The sequence below is a fragment of the Paenibacillus sp. FSL H3-0321 genome (assembly GCF_038002865.1).
Taxonomy (GTDB): domain Bacteria; phylum Bacillota; class Bacilli; order Paenibacillales; family Paenibacillaceae; genus Paenibacillus_AQ.
In genome coordinates, this window is record NZ_JBBODH010000001.1 from 4,162,418 (window position 1) to 4,180,493 (window position 18,076).

The 18,076-nt window shown below is 50.4% G+C and carries 26 protein-coding genes; 2 read left to right on the plus strand and 24 right to left on the minus strand.

From position 1 onward, the window contains the following. Positions 1 to 198 precede the first annotated feature (198 nt). From MHI45_RS18435 to rpsF, 4 genes are all read right to left on the minus strand, one after another. Positions 199 to 573, minus strand: a complete 375-nt coding sequence (locus MHI45_RS18435; RefSeq protein ID WP_038598245.1) for a VOC family protein — start codon at positions 571 to 573, stop codon at positions 199 to 201. A gap of 234 nt (positions 574 to 807) precedes the next feature. Further along, on the minus strand, positions 808 to 1,080 hold the full coding sequence (gene rpsR, locus MHI45_RS18440) for a 30S ribosomal protein S18 (protein WP_019914552.1): 273 nt from the start codon (positions 1,078 to 1,080) through the stop codon (positions 808 to 810). Between the two features lie 21 nt (positions 1,081 to 1,101). Beyond that, on the minus strand, positions 1,102 to 1,608 hold the full coding sequence (ssb, locus tag MHI45_RS18445; RefSeq protein ID WP_038598246.1) for a single-stranded DNA-binding protein: 507 nt from the start codon (positions 1,606 to 1,608) through the stop codon (positions 1,102 to 1,104). Between the two features lie 47 nt (positions 1,609 to 1,655). Then, positions 1,656 to 1,940 (minus strand): 30S ribosomal protein S6, encoded by a 285-nt coding sequence (rpsF, locus tag MHI45_RS18450; protein WP_038598251.1) that lies wholly within the window; start codon positions 1,938 to 1,940, stop codon positions 1,656 to 1,658. 215 nt (positions 1,941 to 2,155) lie between these two features. Between rpsF and MHI45_RS18455 the strand changes: the two genes are divergently transcribed. Further along, positions 2,156 to 2,353, plus strand: coding sequence for a YjzC family protein (locus tag MHI45_RS18455; RefSeq protein ID WP_038598253.1), 198 nt, complete (start codon positions 2,156 to 2,158; stop codon positions 2,351 to 2,353). Between the two features lie 954 nt (positions 2,354 to 3,307). Here MHI45_RS18455 and MHI45_RS18460 read toward each other — a convergent pair. The 19 genes from MHI45_RS18460 to MHI45_RS18550 all read right to left on the minus strand — a co-directional run bounded on the left by MHI45_RS18460 (position 3,308) and on the right by MHI45_RS18550 (position 16,429). Continuing rightward, on the minus strand, positions 3,308 to 3,790 hold the full coding sequence (locus MHI45_RS18460; protein WP_341119256.1) for a phBC6A51 family helix-turn-helix protein: 483 nt from the start codon (positions 3,788 to 3,790) through the stop codon (positions 3,308 to 3,310). Then, positions 3,783 to 4,385 (minus strand): hypothetical protein, encoded by a 603-nt coding sequence (locus MHI45_RS18465; RefSeq protein ID WP_341119257.1) that lies wholly within the window; start codon positions 4,383 to 4,385, stop codon positions 3,783 to 3,785. The genes MHI45_RS18460 and MHI45_RS18465 overlap by 8 nt, the downstream gene beginning before the upstream one ends. After that, positions 4,372 to 4,560 (minus strand): hypothetical protein, encoded by a 189-nt coding sequence (locus tag MHI45_RS18470; RefSeq protein WP_341119258.1) that lies wholly within the window; start codon positions 4,558 to 4,560, stop codon positions 4,372 to 4,374. Before MHI45_RS18470 ends, MHI45_RS18465 begins: the two co-directional genes overlap by 14 nt. A gap of 63 nt (positions 4,561 to 4,623) precedes the next feature. Beyond that, a complete protein-coding gene (locus MHI45_RS18475; protein ID WP_341119259.1) occupies positions 4,624 to 5,175 on the minus strand; it encodes a hypothetical protein in 552 nt (183 codons plus the stop codon). Positions 5,176 to 5,218: 43 nt separating this feature from the next. Further along, on the minus strand, positions 5,219 to 6,454 hold the full coding sequence (locus MHI45_RS18480; protein ID WP_341119260.1) for a hypothetical protein: 1,236 nt from the start codon (positions 6,452 to 6,454) through the stop codon (positions 5,219 to 5,221). 36 nt (positions 6,455 to 6,490) lie between these two features. Continuing rightward, positions 6,491 to 7,087 carry a hypothetical protein gene (locus tag MHI45_RS18485; RefSeq protein ID WP_341119261.1) on the minus strand — a complete coding sequence of 199 codons (597 nt, stop codon included), beginning with the start codon at positions 7,085 to 7,087 and terminating at the stop codon, positions 6,491 to 6,493. A 1-nt stretch (position 7,088) separates the two neighbouring features. Further along, the gene (locus MHI45_RS18490; RefSeq protein WP_341119262.1) at positions 7,089 to 7,703 is read right to left on the minus strand and encodes a hypothetical protein; all 615 of its coding nucleotides are present in this window, start codon (positions 7,701 to 7,703) and stop codon (positions 7,089 to 7,091) included. After that, positions 7,690 to 8,154 carry a hypothetical protein gene (locus tag MHI45_RS18495; RefSeq protein ID WP_341119263.1) on the minus strand — a complete coding sequence of 155 codons (465 nt, stop codon included), beginning with the start codon at positions 8,152 to 8,154 and terminating at the stop codon, positions 7,690 to 7,692. Before MHI45_RS18495 ends, MHI45_RS18490 begins: the two co-directional genes overlap by 14 nt. Next, entirely contained in the window at positions 8,151 to 8,486 is a 336-nt protein-coding gene (locus MHI45_RS18500) for a cold shock domain-containing protein (RefSeq protein WP_341119264.1), read from the minus strand. The genes MHI45_RS18495 and MHI45_RS18500 overlap by 4 nt, the downstream gene beginning before the upstream one ends. A gap of 167 nt (positions 8,487 to 8,653) precedes the next feature. Beyond that, positions 8,654 to 8,980: a hypothetical protein gene (locus MHI45_RS18505; RefSeq protein ID WP_341119265.1), complete on the minus strand. Its 327-nt coding sequence runs from the start codon at positions 8,978 to 8,980 to the stop codon at positions 8,654 to 8,656. Between the two features lie 137 nt (positions 8,981 to 9,117). Then, entirely contained in the window at positions 9,118 to 9,327 is a 210-nt protein-coding gene (locus MHI45_RS18510; protein ID WP_341119266.1) for a hypothetical protein, read from the minus strand. Between the two features lie 137 nt (positions 9,328 to 9,464). Beyond that, on the minus strand, positions 9,465 to 9,689 hold the full coding sequence (locus MHI45_RS18515) for a helix-turn-helix transcriptional regulator (RefSeq protein ID WP_341119267.1): 225 nt from the start codon (positions 9,687 to 9,689) through the stop codon (positions 9,465 to 9,467). A 78-nt stretch (positions 9,690 to 9,767) separates the two neighbouring features. Continuing rightward, complete coding sequence (locus tag MHI45_RS18520) at positions 9,768 to 10,784, minus strand: hypothetical protein (protein WP_341119268.1); 1,017 nt, start codon at positions 10,782 to 10,784, stop codon at positions 9,768 to 9,770. Then, positions 10,781 to 12,649: a hypothetical protein gene (locus MHI45_RS18525; RefSeq protein WP_341119269.1), complete on the minus strand. Its 1,869-nt coding sequence runs from the start codon at positions 12,647 to 12,649 to the stop codon at positions 10,781 to 10,783. The genes MHI45_RS18520 and MHI45_RS18525 overlap by 4 nt, the downstream gene beginning before the upstream one ends. Before the next feature lie 362 nt (positions 12,650 to 13,011). Then, positions 13,012 to 14,136: a DnaJ domain-containing protein gene (locus MHI45_RS18530; RefSeq protein ID WP_341119270.1), complete on the minus strand. Its 1,125-nt coding sequence runs from the start codon at positions 14,134 to 14,136 to the stop codon at positions 13,012 to 13,014. A gap of 859 nt (positions 14,137 to 14,995) precedes the next feature. Further along, positions 14,996 to 15,121: a hypothetical protein gene (locus MHI45_RS18535; protein ID WP_341119271.1), complete on the minus strand. Its 126-nt coding sequence runs from the start codon at positions 15,119 to 15,121 to the stop codon at positions 14,996 to 14,998. Positions 15,122 to 15,137: 16 nt separating this feature from the next. Next, the gene (locus MHI45_RS18540; RefSeq protein WP_341119272.1) at positions 15,138 to 15,464 is read right to left on the minus strand and encodes a hypothetical protein; all 327 of its coding nucleotides are present in this window, start codon (positions 15,462 to 15,464) and stop codon (positions 15,138 to 15,140) included. Beyond that, a complete protein-coding gene (locus MHI45_RS18545) occupies positions 15,442 to 15,690 on the minus strand; it encodes a hypothetical protein (protein WP_341119273.1) in 249 nt (82 codons plus the stop codon). Before MHI45_RS18545 ends, MHI45_RS18540 begins: the two co-directional genes overlap by 23 nt. 133 nt (positions 15,691 to 15,823) lie before the next feature. After that, positions 15,824 to 16,429 (minus strand): hypothetical protein, encoded by a 606-nt coding sequence (locus tag MHI45_RS18550; RefSeq protein WP_341119274.1) that lies wholly within the window; start codon positions 16,427 to 16,429, stop codon positions 15,824 to 15,826. 389 nt (positions 16,430 to 16,818) lie between these two features. On the opposite strand from MHI45_RS18550, the gene MHI45_RS18555 reads away from it, so the two are divergent. Next, on the plus strand, positions 16,819 to 17,049 hold the full coding sequence (locus MHI45_RS18555; protein WP_341119275.1) for a helix-turn-helix domain-containing protein: 231 nt from the start codon (positions 16,819 to 16,821) through the stop codon (positions 17,047 to 17,049). A gap of 410 nt (positions 17,050 to 17,459) precedes the next feature. Here the strand turns inward: MHI45_RS18555 and MHI45_RS18560 are convergent, their stop codons facing one another. Further along, positions 17,460 to 18,044 carry a hypothetical protein gene (locus MHI45_RS18560; RefSeq protein WP_341119276.1) on the minus strand — a complete coding sequence of 195 codons (585 nt, stop codon included), beginning with the start codon at positions 18,042 to 18,044 and terminating at the stop codon, positions 17,460 to 17,462. Positions 18,045 to 18,076: the final 32 nt, after the last annotated feature.

Below are 18,076 nucleotides of genomic sequence, written 5' to 3' on the forward strand. Positions count from 1 at the left end.
TAACTAAATCATTCACCTTCAACAACCAGAGCATGTCGCGGGACAGACTCAAACAGAGCACACGTATCGCCTAATCCGATACCTGGCGCAGCTAATTGTTCAGGTAATATGAAATTGCTTAGTTAAGAACGCTCACCAACATCAAAATTTCCCCTTTAGTTTAGGATAACTGTAATTTACTACATTCTGTGACATCCGTCAATTGGCAACAAAACAGTTCAATACCCAACTAATTCTATTCTTACTATCTGCAACTTGTCCATGAAGAGCGCCGAAGAAAGTCTTTTGCAGCTCAACCAGGACTTGACCGCCATCAGCAATCAGTTTGTCATAAATGCCGCGCAGCTGTTCCTCACTGTCCAGCCCCATAATAATGCTGACATTTTCCGTCTTGGCGCCTTTCCCGTAATCATCGGAGAAATGGATCAGACTCTGGCCCAGATGCAGCTCTGCATGCAGCCACTTTCCTTTATGCTCATTCAAAATCTTAATTTCCCCGCCAAACACGCTCTGATAATATTCTACCGATTCCTGTACATTCTCAATAACTACAAAGGGGCTTGCACTGACCATCATCATGCCTCCAAGAATTAAATTATGCGGCTGTTCAGCTTCCGTCATTTCTTACTCATTATATACAATTAAGTATTTATGACCAAGCGGGCATACTTTGACCGCAGCCGTCCTGCTATCATTTGGTTTTATCCGTCTTTCTTCTATTTAGCTGAGTCCGGTTATTGCGGGAGGGTGTCGTTTAGGAGCAAATAAAAAAGCAGCCGGTTGCCCGGCTGCTTTGTATAAAACGTCCTATTCCGTTGTGTAAGGCAGCAGCGCGATTTGACGCGAGCGTTTTACAGCAATGGTCAGAGCGCGTTGGTATTTTGCACTTGTACCTGTTACACGACGCGGCAAAATCTTTCCGCGTTCGCTGATGAACTTCTTAAGAAGCTCAGTGTCTTTATAATCAATGTGAGTAATTTTGTTCACAGTGAAGTAGCACACTTTTTTGCGCTTGTTGCGTCCACCACGACGTGCCGGTCTTTTGTCGTTGTCTCCGCCTTCTCTTTGTTTGAAAGCCATGTTCAGTTCAGTCCTTCCTTATTAAAATGGCAAATCATCGTCCGATATATCGATCGGTTTTCCATCGCCCGAAAAAGGATCTTGATTATTGTTGTTGTTACGCGTGAAATTATTGCTATTTCCGCGTCCACTGTTACCGCCGCCACCGCCATAGGCTGGTTCTTCAGGAGTACCTGCACCACTTGGTGTATTTCCGCCTTCACGGTTCTGCGAAGATTCCAGGAAACGGACATTATCGGCAATGACTTCGGTTACGTATACACGTTTACCTTCGTTATTCTCGTAATTCCGTACTTGGATGCGTCCTTCCACGGCTGCCAGTCGTCCTTTGCGCAAGTAATTGGCACAGGTCTCAGCCAGCTGTCTCCAGGTTACTACCGGGATGAAGTCCGCCTCGCGTTCACCGTTCTGGCCCGTAAAGTTGCGGTCTACAGCAAGTGTAAACTGCGTTACGGCAACACCAGCGGGAGTATAACGAAGTTCCGGGTCACGGGTCAACCGACCGATCAGAATGATACGGTTCAACAATTCAATCCCCTCCTTTAACGCGATCAATTACAAAGCTTGTCAACATCTTAGGCAACGTCGTTCGTAATGAGATAACGAATTACTTCGTCGGAAATCTTCATGAGACGTTCCAATTCGGTAACTACTGCAGGTTCTGCATTGAAGTTAACCAAAACATAAACGCCATCACGGAATTTCTTGATCTCATACGCAAGACGGCGTTTACCTTGCACATCGTGCTTTGTAATTTCTCCGCCGTTGGAGATGATGCCTTGGAATTTTTCGACTGCTGCTTGAACGGCTTCTTGTTCAATGTCAGGACGAATAATGTACATGACTTCATATTTGCGCATAATTTTCACCTCCTTATGGTCTGCGGCCCCTGATCACGTCAGGAGCAAGGAACGAGCACAAACATAGACTCGCACCATATTAATATACCAAATAGTTCTGACGAGTGCAAGCAATATTAATCAATGCCAGTTCCAGGTACTTTTTAGCTACATGAACAACCCCACGAGTGCGCACAATATAACTGTATTCACCACTCAAGAGAAGGAGGGATATCATGGGCGAACAGACGGAATATGAAAAAGGCGACAAAGCACCTAACCCCGGTGTCTACATGGAAGTAGGCGAAGCACGCAGCTTCCATACACAGATCAGTAATCCGAAACGGATTGAAATGGAAAAGGGTGATACCTTCCCCGAAACCACCAACAAAAACCGCAAATGGAAAAAGGTCGAAAAAGCACGGGTCCATTAATTTTTGAGCACCATGTATAAAAGAGTCGATCCTGTCCCATAATAAACTCAGGCAGTACAAAAGAGAGGTGTGGTTCCGTTGGACGTCGTAGACGAACACAATCACTGGGATTCTGATTCAGCAACTATTGTAACCCGGGAAGAGTAAGGGCTGGGCTCCTAAAAAAAGCACAGTCTCAGCACAACCCAATCACTTTAGCGGCTTTACACAGAGAAATTCCGAACATCATTGATGTACTGCCTCTGGAGAGGGACCCGAAAGGGTTCCTCTTTTTGTTGTTGATTAAGTACAAATAAAAAAACCTCCGCCGATCAGCGAAGGTTGGATTAACGATTATAAAGTGCTGTAGTGGCGGAGAGGGTGGGATTCGAACCCACGCACGCTGTGACACGCCTAACTGATTTCGAGTCACGTATTTGCCCGCTAATGTACGAAAAAGCCCGCAGCATCAACGTTTAGTTTACGATCACATACCGGACTGATTCCGATACTTCTACGTTTATTCGATTATCTACCTATTATAATAGCATATCGGATACGCGTAGACAAACGCAGAATGTGACCCTCGGGTAAAAATTTATTGTCGGACTGTACATACAGCAGAATGCGGTCCTGGCGCTAGGGGCCTTGGGGGTAACGCCCTGCGGAAACAAGAATATGTATTTTTATACACTCGCTAACCTAGCTGATTTGTAATCACGTAGCTATTCGCAGACAAAAGAAAAAGCCCGCAAACCCTTATGTATCAAGGATTTACGGGCTCATACGCAGGTCAGCCGTAGCCGCTGTGCTTTATACATACGTCAATCACACGTTTATACATACGTTCATGCAGCGTTTATGCAGCGTTTATGCAGCGGTGACCCCCGAGTTTTAGGGCGGCCGTCCACCGCGAGCACCGTGCAGGTGAAACGCGCTTTTAGTCCGGAATAGTCGGCGTACGCCTCTACGATACTACGCACTCTCTGCGTCTGTGCTGCCGTTAACCATCGCATCCAATTCGCTAAGGCTCGTGCGAATCTCTTCGTCAGTTCTGCGTCTGTCCTCGACGGTCTGACGCGTATCCTCAACGACGGTCCGATCGGTGAGCAATCCGTATCTGCGGAAGTACAGGTCGAGCGCCTTAACGCTAGGTACTCCGTTCGCTCCGCCTCGGATCGCTTTCATGAGCGCGGTGTTAACCTCCGATCTCATAGCGCTAAGCTGCATGTCCGTAAGGTAGTTAACGTAAGCACCGAATACCTCCTGCGCTTTCCATTCGAAGAACGTACTCCGCGCGATACCGATCTCGTCCGCTAACTCCTGCGCTGTCTTCTTCTTTCCGTCATCCGTCAGCAACTCCGCCCACTCGTTTGTTACGATAAGCTGCGCGGCCTTCTGTTGCTGCGGTGTTAATTGCGCCTCCAGTACCTTACGTTGTCTCGCGTTGTTACTCATATAAATCGTCCTCCTCTTTCGTAGGTAATTGCGCTAGTGCTTCGTCATATGCAGTCTGGAACGCCTCGTCATCCGCAATCAAGCGTTTAAGTTCCGCCTCTGCTGCCCGGCGCTCATCCGAATAGCCTCCGTATGCTGTAAACATATCCCAGCTATTACCGTCCGCTTTCATGAACGTTTCCAGCAGCAAATGAAAGGTACGCATCATTCGGTTAGTATCAACCTCTGCAGCCTCTCCGGACTCAACGGCCGCGCTTATCTTATCGAGCTGTTGAAAGATGCCGTTTACCGCTGTCCCGTAGAACGAACTCCAAATGCCGCGCGCATATATCAGCATCCGGCCGTATTCCCGGTATCGTTCAAGCTTACTGATGTCAACGTGAGCGATTCGCCCATCCGCGAGCAGAGACGCATACTTGACCGCGATCGCTCTAAACGGTTCCAGCCGCTTAATGAGTGCGCCGGCTAGCGGCTCCTCTACGGTTCGAGGCAGAGGCAACGGATCGGCCGGCAGTCCTTGTCTGACGCGGATCGCGCGAATTGTCTCCGCTAACCGCTGGATGTCCGTCTGCAATTCTGCATTAGTTAGCGCCAACGTCTCCACCTCCTTCCGCTGCGGCCAGTGCGACACCAATCTCTACGTCTAGCGCGCGGAGTATTTCGAGTTCTCGGCCGGGATTGACCGCCAGTACCGCCGTAATCATTTCCGTAAGGTCTGCGGCGGCCGTTGTGACATCTACCGTAAATTCGAGTAAGCAGCGTTTTTTCATAATTAAGCGTCCCCTTTCGTAATAAAAACCGCCCATATAGGACGGCCGTTATATGTGCGTATGTTATTCGTTAAATGCGGCAATCTTAGCGTCGATCTCTATTAATTGCGCTTCGAGTGTAGCGAGTTCGGCTTTTAGTTCCTCTAATACAACCTTATCTCGTTCCAGTGCTTCTTTCCACTGCGGAACAGTAGTGGAATTGGGATTTTCCTTAATGAGAGATTCCCAAATGTGTAATTGATTTTCTCCGTAGTTCTTAATGTGGGTCTTTTTCTTCTCTATATTAGCAATAAGTGACTCTCTTTGTGATTGTAGCTCTACTAAACTATTAGATACATTGTTTGTTGTGTCAGAGACTTGATTAGCAGTCGCATCGCCCATAATTATCTTTTTCCCCTCTATTGTTAATTTCGTTCCCGTCGCCTCAGAAACCGCACGAATAGGCGCGTAGGCAGACCCATTTATGATAATAGCATCGGCTACTTTTGCTCCGTTCTTTTCTACTGTAAATAAGCCTTGTACCTTCTGCCCTATTAAACTCGCTGATCCTGCAAATGCAGAAGCGCCACCAAATAGCAGCGCTCCGACGATTACACCTGATACAAACTTTTTCATATGATAGCCTCCGTAATAGTATTTTCCTAATAGTACCATTACGTTAAGATGCTGTGAAGGTTCCCCCTCCACTGTTTGCGTTAGCGGGGTTCCCATGATTATGCGACGGAATAGTTACTGTGTGGCTGTGCGACGCGCTTGCTTTTCCTGCTATCGCTGACCATAGAGCATTTAATTCACTCTGTAACGTTGTTCCTGAAGCGTCAGCGATTTTATCCCATGAAGAAAGCCGAACACGTCCGCTAGTTGGTTGTAGATCAATATTTGATCCTGTGATCGTCGCATTTCCAAACGCGCTAATAGCTAAACCTACGCCCGGCGAGTTATATATTGTGGACTCGTTACCATTCGCAAGAAAGCGTATTTTACTTACTCCATCCTCATACGCCGGTATCAATATACCGTCATTAGGACTAGAATAAACACCGAACGCCACGCTCGCCGGATCGATCACCACGCGCGGGTACACGGAGTCAGACGTCTGTATCTTTGTTCCGGTAATCGTCCCGCCCTCGATCTCATTTCCAATGATCCGACTCGCGCGGATAACGGTCGAAATAACTTCACTGTCCGTCATTTCACCAGTAAGCTTAATTGAGCGCGCGACTACGTTACCTGCCATGTCCGCCGTACTCGGAACCTTATCACTAGGCCACGCAGGGTACTGCGTTTTACTCCGTATCCACAGCGGGTCTTTTGGGACGATGATGTTGCGCCCATCAAAGAAGAACGCGTGCAGCTTGCCGCCGACATGGACGTCAGACACGCGCCCAAACGCCTCCTTAACGATTTCAGTGATATCTCCGCCGATCTGGAACAACCGTTCAATCTCCGGAAGAACGCAGTCGGAATTAGCGCCCCACGCAAATACGTCAGTCTCAATCGGAATCCTCGTATCGGCTTTGAAATCGTTGTAGTACGAAAGCTGCGTATACCTCGCCTTACCCGCTGTGATATCGTGGACAGCAACGCCGAACTCGATACCGTGTTCAAGCGCCTTGTACTCCGCCCGGCCTTCATTCTCACTCTTGAACCCGTTGTATACTCGTCTCGCGATTCGCTCGATTTCGCGGAGGGTACTGGTCGGCTTTACGTTCTGGAAAAACTGTTCAGCGATTGCCACCATTCCCGTTGTAAAAATGACCTTATCACCGATGCAGCGCGCTTTCGGATAGGTGTCAGTTACTAGGTAGTCAACTCCGTTACTGTTTGCGGAAATTCTCCCGTCCGCGAATACGTAGATTTGACCGACCGAATAAATTGATACGCATAGACTCATTAGACCATCTCCCTTGTTTAATTATGAAGCCCCCGATTACTCAGAGGCTTCCGTCTGTGCTGCGTATTCCCTTTTCGCGATCGAGAAGCGGGCGATATTCTGCGCGGATGGATTTGCCTGCGCCGCTGTTCTCGCTGCTTCTACATCTTCGGCCGTAACTTTTGAATCTTCCGGTTCAGTACGGGCCGGTCGTTCGGATGGGTTTTCGTGTCCGTGCTTAATCCGGGAATAAAGCGCAATGTTATCCGCTGACGACGTAAGCTTGGCGAGCCTGTGCGCGTCCCGTACGTCCTTTGCAGAGAGAGGATCGCCGCTTTCCAGTTTAGCGCGCAGGCTTGTCGCAGCCGTACGCAACTCGAACCCCGCGTCGCTCAGACCGTCGTAATAATCGAACCGGTCACGCAGGATCGCTGCCCGCGCCAGGTCGTCGGCATCGCCGGTCTTTGACGCGTGTGCTTCCGCTTCCTGTACATAAGATTCCGTCGGACTGCCTACGTACTTGAACGGGGCGTCTTCGGTAAACATGGTAGCGATCGTATCGTTGTACTCACGCTTGGCTGCGGAATAGGCTGCAATCTTGTGCGGATGGCCGGCGGCGAGCTTCTTCATTTCTTCGAGCTTGGCGTACTTCATATTAAGCGCCCACCTTTCCGGCGAGGCTTCTAACCGCCCGGCCTACGTTAAGGTCGTACAGGTCAGAGTCTTTTAAGAAGTACACGTCTGTATCTCTAGTAGATTGAAAGTCAACGTCCGTCATCCTGTAGATGTAGCGACTATGGTTGCCGCCCGGCCCGAGTTCAAACGCAGCCATACTGCGGATACTGCCGTACTCCTGCACTACTGCCTTGTACTGCTGCACCGCCACAATGTACGCCTTTTTTGCCGCAAGCAGCGCCTCGGCTGCCGGGTCAAACTTCTCCTTTTTAAACGCCGGCTTGAACTCCGTATTCCACGCCGTAATGATGTCATCGGAGGTCATTTTCGGCTGGAAGACAGCGGCGGCTACCTGCGCCTCGCGTTCCTTACGTTTGAATGTGCGTTCCGCTTCTTCGATCCGGACAGACAGTGCGTCGAGCGCCTTTCCTGCGTCCTGGCCTGTTTCAAGTGAGCGCCGCATTGTCGCTTCAAACTCAGCTTTAAGCGCCTGGACTTCTTCGAGCGCTGAATCCCGTTCCTGTTTAACGACTGCCTGCTTAACGGACATGTTCGCCCGTTCCTCGATAAACTGCTTAATTTTAGTAAATTCCATATTTACCGGCTCCTTCAATTTTGGTTAGTAATGTTCGGATATATTTCGCCAGCCATGCGCGCCAACGTGGTAACGGCGGCAGTGACGGCAGGGGTTCATCCGGTATATCCCGCTTGATTCCGTGCAGTTCAATCAGTACCTCGCGAATATCCTCAACGGCCCGGCGCGCTGATACGGTATCTGACGGATGCTTAATCGCTGCACCTACGCCCGCGACGGACAGGCAAGCCGCATATAGTGCGATGTCCGACGTCCAAAGCTCTACCACATCAATCCGGTGTGCCGCGGCCAGTTCTTGCGCCGCCTGGACCGCTATCTCTGGCGTCGCAAAGTCCGGCCACGGGTAGATGAGCGAATCAAGTAAGTGTCCGGCGCTGTCGAATAGCTGCGCGGACAGAAACTTCGCCGATTCAACGGCGGCCGTCTCGACGATGATTAGCGGGCGCATCATACTAGCGTGACGTTTAGCGCGACGGGGCGGCCTTGCCGGTCAGTGCCGAGGTCAAACTGCACCATTTCGCCCGTTACCAGGTACTCAAGGCCGGGACCGAGCGCTGACCGGTGGAAAAAGTACTCGTCGCGGCCGACACGAATAAAGCCGAAGGCCCGCGTAATGTCATAGAGCTTAATATAACCGCTCATTCGACCGCTTGGCTGGCGCGGCTTGCGGCGCGGCTTATCGCTCACACGGCTTTTACCGAGACTCGGCCCGATAAATCCGTCAAGAACCGCCTGCTCTGCGGGGCTGAGCGTGAATATGTTTGCTTTTGGGTAAAGTGACATCTTTGTTGCTCCTTATCGTGTTTGGATTGTTGTTGCACGTTTCCATGCCATGGGCGCTCGGCGACGTATCCAGCGGTCAGACACGGACTCGCCGTAGACTATTTCGCGCTGCTGGCCGGTGTCTTCGTTGACCATGCGAACTACTCGCTGGTAAAATTCAAGCGGAGTTATAGAAACGACGCGGATTCTCTCTCCCACGGTGGCCGGCCTCCTCCGAATATTTCAAGCGCCATTAATATCGCGTGTCTAACCTGTGCCTTCGTGATCCCGTACAATTTCGTAGGTGACTCCGCTTTGCATACCATGATTGCGAGCCTTTCGATAAGCCGGCACGCCTTAACAGCGTCCATCTTCCGGTATGTATCGACGTTAACCTCGCGGCCTACGAAATAGACGATCTCTTCTAAAAGTTCCTCCGTTGCTAAACTATCGACAACGTACTCGCTGAATTTGAGCGGGCGCTTGGCTCCGTACTCAATCGTGTAATCTTCCACCGCTGTTAGCCTCCCTCGCGTAAAATAGGCGCATATTCGGTACGCTATTGCCTTCGTATGCTTGATTTAAGGCGCACAAATATGCCCGGTGATACTTTGTTCGTCCAGGTTATAAACACGCTTAAAACACGCTATTTCTACGATAAGCGGACGCCGAATAAATGCCGAGCTGAGCGTTTGCGTGCGGATGGGACACGGTACTGCTTCGCGAGGAGCTTCCCGTCCTGCCGGTACGTTGCCATTACGATAAAGTCCGGATAGGAGCGGCGTATTTTCGCCATGACTTCGTGATCTTCTGTGTACGCAGCCAGATTATCGGAATCCAGCCGCCATATTGCATTTTCCATTGTGTAACGTCCTTCGTTGGCCTAGCAGTTTGCCGTGTATTTGTGCCTGCGCGGTGCTCCCGGGCGTTTATAGTCCGCCTGTACGACGTTGTTTAACGCTTAAAAGCGCTAAAGCCTTTAATCAAAATAAAAGCGCCCTAGAGCGCCAACTTACCGGATTCCTTCGCGCGCTGAATTGCCGTGAGCACGTCGTCACCAGTGCCGAAGACCTGCGCGATCTTTATACGCAAGTCTCTCGACACCGCACGGCGTCCGCACTCCACATCGGACACAAGCGCCTGACTAACGCCCAACGTATCAGCGAATGTAGCCTGCGTCATGCCGGCCATTATCCGAATACCACGGACACCCTCTCCGTCCATATCACAAACCCCCTTAATCTATTAGAGATAACGCAAACGTAATAAATAGAATAGTTGGGATTGTGTTCCTCTCCCTTCTTAGGCGGAGATGTGGACAGTGTACGAGGATTCGCAGTCTACGAAACTTTCCGTCAGCTCTCTATCTCGCAGGTTATACGACACAACTGGCCCCCACCATATAGGCGACGTTTTTCCCTTCCACGAGTTCCGATCGCTCTGCCAGCCATACCGCCCGTCGAGGTACCCGTTATCCTCCGTTCCCTTTTTGTCTACGAGCTGAACCGTATTCTTTTTACCATGCGACTCTTTGCGCTCCTTCGCCGCTGCTATCCCGCTAATCTTTTCGTAACCTCCATAAGCGCGTTCCGAACGGTTCTCTATTTCGTACATTTCCTGCGGATTGTAGAACGGGTAAGGTAGGCGCATCCGACTGCGCTCGCCTATTAAGTCCTCCGATCCGTACCGCCCCCGCCGCGCGGACAGCTTCTTCGCGAACGTACGGCAACTATCTCCGCAATCTCGTTTATTCCGCGCGGGGCTGCGGTCTTCAAACGGATACTCGCACGTCCGGCAGACTTTAATCCGTACACCGTCCGCTAGCGCCTCTGCGTCAGCCAGGCAATAAATGCTGATACCGCGTTCTTCCATAAAAGCAAGAGCGCCCTCACCCGGCGGAATAATAACATCCTCATCGCGCGGTTTGTCGTATGGATCGCGCAGGATAGTCAGGCCGAGCGCGTGATCCTCCGCGAGTATGTAGTCAGCCATCCGTTCAAGGCGCTGCTTTTCCGCACCTGTAAGGAAGCGCCCGTCACCTCCGACATGCTGCGCGTGATGATACGCAAGGATAGCCGCAGCCATCCGGCCCGCTGAACGAATCCGGAGTTTAAGCGGATGGTCTGCGTATCTGCGGAAATCAGCGCGCTTCCGATTCGGGAATGCGTCGCTAGCGGGGCCGGATGGCTCTTGTACAGCGGAGAAGTCATTTACGCGGAGTTGCGGTGTGATTAAGGTTAAGTGCGGGCGCTGACCGTCTGTGAGTTTATAGGCTGTGCTTTGCATAGCGGTATCCTCCTTTTCAAACATCCCTATCATGCGGCCACCTCCTCATTGTGTAGTCTCTTTATATAGAAGGTCCTTTCCCGATATACTCCGAGCTCTTTCAGGGCTTCTATCACGTCTCCGTCCGCCTGGAGGCTCGCGAAGGTGTTGCGGTGTATTCCGAGACTCTCGTATATTTCCTTTGACTTAACGCGACTACCGGGCGCCATTGAGCGGAAGAACTCGATAAGAGTGCTCACGTTTTTGCTCGGTCCTTTAAGCTGCCGTCGCGGAATGAACTCCCGGCGATGTGCTCCCGGAAAGCTGCCGATAATCTTACCGAGAACCTGCTCGTCACGGTGGAACAGATACACACTAACGGGATAATCACTTGAGCGTGGCCGGATACGGTGAACGTCCTGGATACGTTCTGTTACCAACTCCCCGACTTTAAACGATTCGACGCGGGCGTCCCTATAGTGAACTCCGGTCATATCTACCCAGCTCTCATATGAAAGCAGTTCATCGTAGATCGCGCTCGCAACCTGAGGGTAATATGCCTCTCCCTTTAATAGCCAGCCGAGAAAAACTGCCGCGTCACAGTCTTTATAGTCGTTGGAAGCGCGCCCGCTATCAAAATGCTTAGTCACCACCCGGCCGGACTGAATATCCTCGGCTAAGTAGCTCTCAAGCTGCGGTAGGTGCTCTTTGTAGAAAACAACCATTGTCTTATGATGCTTCTCTGCAATTTCACGTACCATGCTAGCGACCTCTTCAAAGGATTGGTGATGGTTCTCGAAAAAGGACTTTGATAGATTTTCACCTGTGCAGACATGGAATTGCACATTGCCGTAGGCGTGCGGGTTAGGGGACTCCAATACAATGAAATTCCCTGCCGCATAGTACGGGTCTGTAGCTGCAGTTGCATCCAGTATGAACGGACGAAAGGCCGTCCATTCGTAATAAACGCGGTGTGAAACCGTAACCACTGGCGTAACTCCCCGCCGCAGGTAGACCATCCCACCAAGCCTGACGGTACTCTCGAACGTTGCCAGGGCGTCGAAGGATTCCCCGTCGTAGAGGTCGGACCATAATCTACGTAAGCCGTCAGGGAGTACATAATCAAAGTCAATCGGCATTAAGCGTTTAGGCACGTCGCACGCTTCGAGCTCTCCCCGGAGCTGCTGCGCAAATGCTAAAAACTCGCGGTAATCGCTGTTAATTTCCCGGCGAGTAGTCGACCCGGATCGTTGTTTAGTTTGATGGGTGATTAGCCGTACGTCTTCGATAAGGCGACTCACGTCCTCCACGGATACGGAGTGTGTACGCGTTAAGACTGGCCGCTCGTCAATGACAAGGAGGCGGCGAGGCCTACGTTGTTCATCCCGGTCATAAAACGAGGAGAACCGATCGAGCACGCGCATTGTCGATTGACGGGCAAACATTTCTGCGGTCATGACTACCACCGGATAATACGCCTGCCTGTTAAATTGCCGGCGGTGGGATTCGTAGGAAGTAACGGCCGGATCAAATCCACGGATAGCAAACGCACGACGATGCCGCACGCCTACGCGCCCTTCCGCTGTATCGTTTTGGTTAATAGCGTTGGTCAGCGCTTCGACTTCGTCCCTCTTCTGCTTGACGATAATCGCGCCGAAATGCGGGTCGGTTGCGGTCATATGGCGGAGGTAGACCTCCAGTAGTGTAGACTTTCCGAATCCGCACTCAGCCGCGAAAACTACGGGATAATCCATATCATCTGGCGCATTCCAAGCGGCCACCATTCCCGATGCAAACGCTAAGTCTACGGCGCCCACCTCATGACCGCGAGCTAGTAATAGCGCCTTGAATCCGTCTGTCACTTCGTTTCTTTGCGAGGTTAATACAGGTGTACTACCGACAAATAACTCCGTACTCATCCGCTCTCCTCCGTTTCTTTGGTCTGCCTACATGAGCGCGCTTCTTGATTAGGCGTCATGGTCTTACCCGATAAACTTGTCGCGCAGTTAGTGATTGGGCGATGTTCCCTACATATTCGGATACGCCGGTTTTTGGCGGAGCCGGGACAAGGGGCGGTATTCCCCGTAGGCCAGCACTTAAAGGTCAACGGCTGACGCGACCATAACTCGGTCACGCCCGACTCACTAACGTTCGCCGAATATGTCTGAATACTCGGAATTGCACATTTTCTCGGTAAGATGTACTTATAGAGTTTTTGTGCATTTTTCGCGGAAGGTCAACCCCTAGCTCGCGGCTCTCCTACCGTACGACGTCGCACGCTCTATGCGCTGGCTTTCATCGCCTGTTCTAGCGACTCGTAAGTGTCCTTCACTCGTCTAAACTTGTGCGCGTCGCCGGTTTCTCTTATGTCCGGATGGTACAGTTTCGATAGAGTGCGGTATGCGCTTCTGACTTCACCAAACGTCGCGCCGGCCGATAATCCCAAAACACGCAAGTACTCCGTATATAGGAAGTTGTACACGAACTCACTTCGGCGGTCCCTGACTTCCTTACTGCGCCGGACCGCTTCGCAGCGCGCGCGAATACCTTCGATTCTCTCTATCGCGGACAGCAAGGCGCTCGCTATTGTGGCGTTGCTCGGATTCTGAATGTCGTTTAGCGCTCTCTCAATAGCCTTGATCTCGGTTTCCGACTCTGGATAATCCCGCACTAAGTCACCAACGAGATCGTCCACGTCGAAAATAAGACAAACCGTTTCGTAAGCGGCCCCGTCTTTTAAGCATCCGACAATGAAATCCAGGTAGCGGCCGAATTGCTCATCGCCACCGTACTCACTGCAGACGCGCGAAAGCACTCTTTGGCTTTCTCCGGACAGATCGTTCCCTATCTGAATTGCCGTTTCGAGCGGGATGGCCCCGGACTCAACAAGCGCCGATATGTCCGGAGTGATACGCGTGAGAGAGGTTATAATCCCCTGCATATAAGGCGTAGCGCCGACAGTTGCTGCAGCTCCTCGCTTCGACGGCGAAGCTTCTCCCCCACGACGGACCGCCACAACCTCGCGCGCTTCCTTGACCGTCATTTCTCCTACCCGCTTTTGCTCGCCAGTCGATGGAACCGTATGCGCTATGCTTAAAAATTCAGCGCGGTCAACCTCTTCCGGTAACCGTATAATTTCGAACAATTTTCCGATAGGGATATCCTTTGCCTCCGAGCAACTACCGAACTGCTCAAACGTCTGGATATACCTCGTTGCAGTGCTAGGAGTATAGCCGACACTGCCTAGCCATGCGTACCACTGACCACGCGCTAGGTCTTCGTCTCGAACGCGTTTCAGTCGTTCTCCTATCTGAAATATGGAGTCGTCAATACCCTTCTTTAGCTGGAGTATCTCTTCTGTAATAGTGAGGATATTTTCTTGCAATTCGTCGCCTTTTGCCTTCATAGCAAGCCCTCCAAAAAAGTTTATTTTGGCCGCACACTTTACTATTGACAATTAAGTGAAATCCCTTTATACTTAAGGTGTGAACATAAGAATAATATGGATAACTATAGCCAAAAATAGTGTGGGTCAAATCTCAGTATACCACACATATTTTGATGTGCAATAGTTTTTTTCTGTTTTGTTTTTTATTTTTTTGAGATAAAACGAAACGTTTGTTCCCCTCCCCCGTATTACTCGGTATAAAACAAAACAAGGACAGCCCCGTTGCCCGATTCCCGGTTTCCCGGTCGAAGCTGCCCGCAGTACAACGCGGTAGCCATCCGCTGTATATGAACGTAGCCTGCGCGCGGCCAAGCACGCAGAGTACAGTAATTGGCGTTATGAAATCCGGCCACACATTGGACATTGGCGTGTCCTTAGCTGAGTGACCGGAGCAGTGTTCCGCAGACTATTGGTGACGTTGGCGCATCACAGCCATAATCCACGTTGTTACCCGAACTGTTAGCGCAATCCGGTGAAGCGTACCGCGTGGCGACTCCTGCGTCAGCAACCGCAGGACACGGACAGGTCTCATAACGTTGGCTTAGCGGTCGGCGGCGCTGATAGGTTGTTACAATCCCGCATGACGGTCCGTGTTAGCGCACGGTACGGGATGGGGCGGCTTTCCCAGCTAGTTGGGAAGATTATTCGCGTCGAGTTCCTCCGGCAGCAACCGGTAGGCGCGGAGGCGGTCTCCCCAAAGTTGGTGACACCCTACGGACGTCAACGTTGGCGCGAAGACGGTCGGAATCAAACTATCCGTTTAATGGATACTAATCGTCTTCTCCGGCGTTCGAGCGCCATCATCGAAGGAATAACGTTAACCCAAACGTACACAGCGCAGGCCGGCGTCGATCCGGATACGCGCCCATTCTCCGTTATGTGAGCGGACAAGAATCGCATGACGCGTTCTGATTCTCAGTACATCTTTCCGTGGGTAGTACATAAGTAACCTCCGAGTATTAGATTGGTAATTCTTCCGGACAATTCACATGCGGTACGATACTGAGCAATAGCTGCAGCGCGGTCATATCCGTAAGGCGCTGCGCAAGTTTGGACAAAGAGCCTTTATTCAATAACGTAATGTCTGCGCCTACAAGCCGATACACGCCGGGTTCATCCGTAGGTTCCACGATGCCGAGCGCTGCATTGCCGTCTTGCACACGGTAAAGCGCGCCACCAGGGAGGAGAATGCCGCGAAACGTTTCCGGTTCCATGCCGTGATTTTCGCCGCCTGGAATCCAGCGGATTTTAACACGCGGGTACTTAGGCCGGGATGAGTTGGTCATAGGCGACGGCCTCCGTTTTTATTTGCGGTACAAAAAAGCCCAAATCTACGAGTTGCGTATTCGTTGCGTAGTGCGTGCCACTGATGGTGCGGCGATTTGTTGCGGGGAAATTGCGGAGAAATACACGAGTGAGGACGACGATTTGCTGCGTGCGACCTGGCGCATTGATCCAAGTCACGATAAAGTTGCCGCTGCGGTTGCAGATGCAGAATCCGATTTCGTTCATGCGATGAAACCCTCCCGTAAATATCTATTTAGTATTGCGCGGTAGTCCCGCGACAAGGGCGTCGGTTAAAGCTACTCCCTTGTTTCAACCCGCACCGCTGCGGGCCCAAGGCGCATAAGCGCTCGTCAGGCGGTTAAATTGTATTTTCCAAGTCTGTAGCTGCATCCTCAAAATCAGAGAAAGCATCTTGTATCGCTTCGAGTTGTTCCTTCATCGTTTCCATCGCTTCCATGCGGAGGTTATATGTATCCAATCTCTCTTGAAGCGTATCTCCGATATTATCCATGGATTCGATCCGGTCTATCTTCTCTTGCAATTCGTCGGTAGCTTCTTCGCAATATTCCAACAGTTCCGCAAGTGCATCTGTCTGAAACCGCTTCTTGAATTTCTCGGCAGCTTTGACAGCTCTTTCAGTCTCAATTTTGTTCATGTCACTCTCCATGGTTAAAGCCCTTCGGCTATAGATTAGAGGGGCCGCAGCCCCGTGTTGTTTACTTCTCTTTTGCGCAGCTTCATCCGCCTCCTCCGCAGCAACAAGAGCATCGATGTACTCCTCAAAATTGATACTCGCTAGTTTACGTACGAGGTCGATGCTTGCCGAAACACCACCGATTTGATTGAGATACATTTCCGCTAAGTTTGCGCTGCCACGCTCAGCGTATCCGCGCTGCGTGGCGATAAGGCGATCAAGTTGTTCTCCTAAAGCCACCAATATCTTCATGGTCGTTTGTTTATCCATCGTTATTCCTCCCGCGTATGCCCGCCGGCCGGTTTTTTATCGTTGTTATAGGAATACTTCGCGGACGAATATGCCCAGGAGAATTACGGACGCCTTAGCGAACGGCCATAGAGCACCTTTAAGGGCTGAGCGGCGTTTCTTTATGGCGCTACGGCCGGTTGTGCGAGATGGGTACGAGGGGACTTCTATAGTAGCGGCTGCGATCGTAATTAAATTCGGCATTTTTGAAACCTCCTGTATATTTGTACGTACTAAATGTTTAAGATCATGAACCTATAGTACGCCATCAAAAACAACTTGTCAACACTTAGCATACATAAAGTTTGCGTTATTGTACTTAACGTTTGCGAAAGGTACAATCTAGGTATAGATTTCTAGGAGGAATACATATGAAACTTCGGCCAAGCTATAAGCCGATGGAGATCACACTTATACGGCGAGACAAATCTAAAACGTATCTTCGAAATACGTTAGGACTGTCTCCCGCTACTATTGCTAAAATGTCAAATGGCGAGTATGTTGCTCTCAGCGTGATTGCACGAATTTGTGAGGATTTGGAGTGCCGGATCGAGGAAGTTGTTGAGTTCATAGAAGATACGAACACAGGCCGCGCCGAATAGGTAGCGGTCTTTTACGTAGAATCACCGTTAAATTAGCGCCTTACGCCCGCACCTTTACGTTTACCCTCGGACGGCTCTAGCGCGGCTATATCAAGGGCGTACGCAGGCTGATCGGTCGATATACGTAGGGCGCCGGCGCGGTTTGACGTAAGGAGTGCAACTGGTCCATGTGAACCACCTGAACATTTTTCTAACTGTTAATTTTTGATCAGTTGAACAATATTGCGCTGACTCTACGTTTTCAACTGGTTCATTCGTTACAGTTGAAATTTTTCCACGTGCTTCAAATGAAGCACGTGGAATTTGTTCAGGTGCTGATTTTTCAGCAGTTGGAATTACCGGTTTATAAACGAAAAAAGGCGAAGCCATAACGGATACTCTCCGCTAAGACTGCGCCTTTTTTCGTTATTCTAATTAATCGCACCAAACTCCGACGGGACGGGTACAGACGCCAGCAACGCGTCGAGACTGTCGCTGATAGCCTTGGCATCCGTGAATGTATCGTGGCCTTCTTGACCCTCCACTAAGCGGTATATCCGCGCCATCTCAATGCTAGAAGTAAAATCAAAGTACCTATTGGACTTCCGCATATCCTGAATATACTTTGCAGCAGGGCTATTTCTACTCGCATCAAAGCTATCAATACTATTAACTACTTTCGTTAATTCATCACACATTTCTATTAAGTCTGATGATGAGATAACGTTCTTATATGTACCTGCATATGCCTGCAAATCGCTGGTCATCTCTTTGACTTCCCGCACCTCTTTTATATCTGCGTTGATTTTGATAAGCTCGGACCTAACAGTCGCATCCTCCTTAACTTCTAATGCCTTGCTGTACACGTCTGCAGCAGCCTGATATTCAAAGTTTGACACATGCACTCTAGCCTGCTCTATGAGGTCGCTGAACTCTCTGTCTTTCGCTGAGGTACATGCCGATAATATAAGAACAAGTATCAATGTAGTACCTGCCCGTTTAACTGCTCGAAACATCCCATAACCCCCCATTTATTCCCTTTTATGCT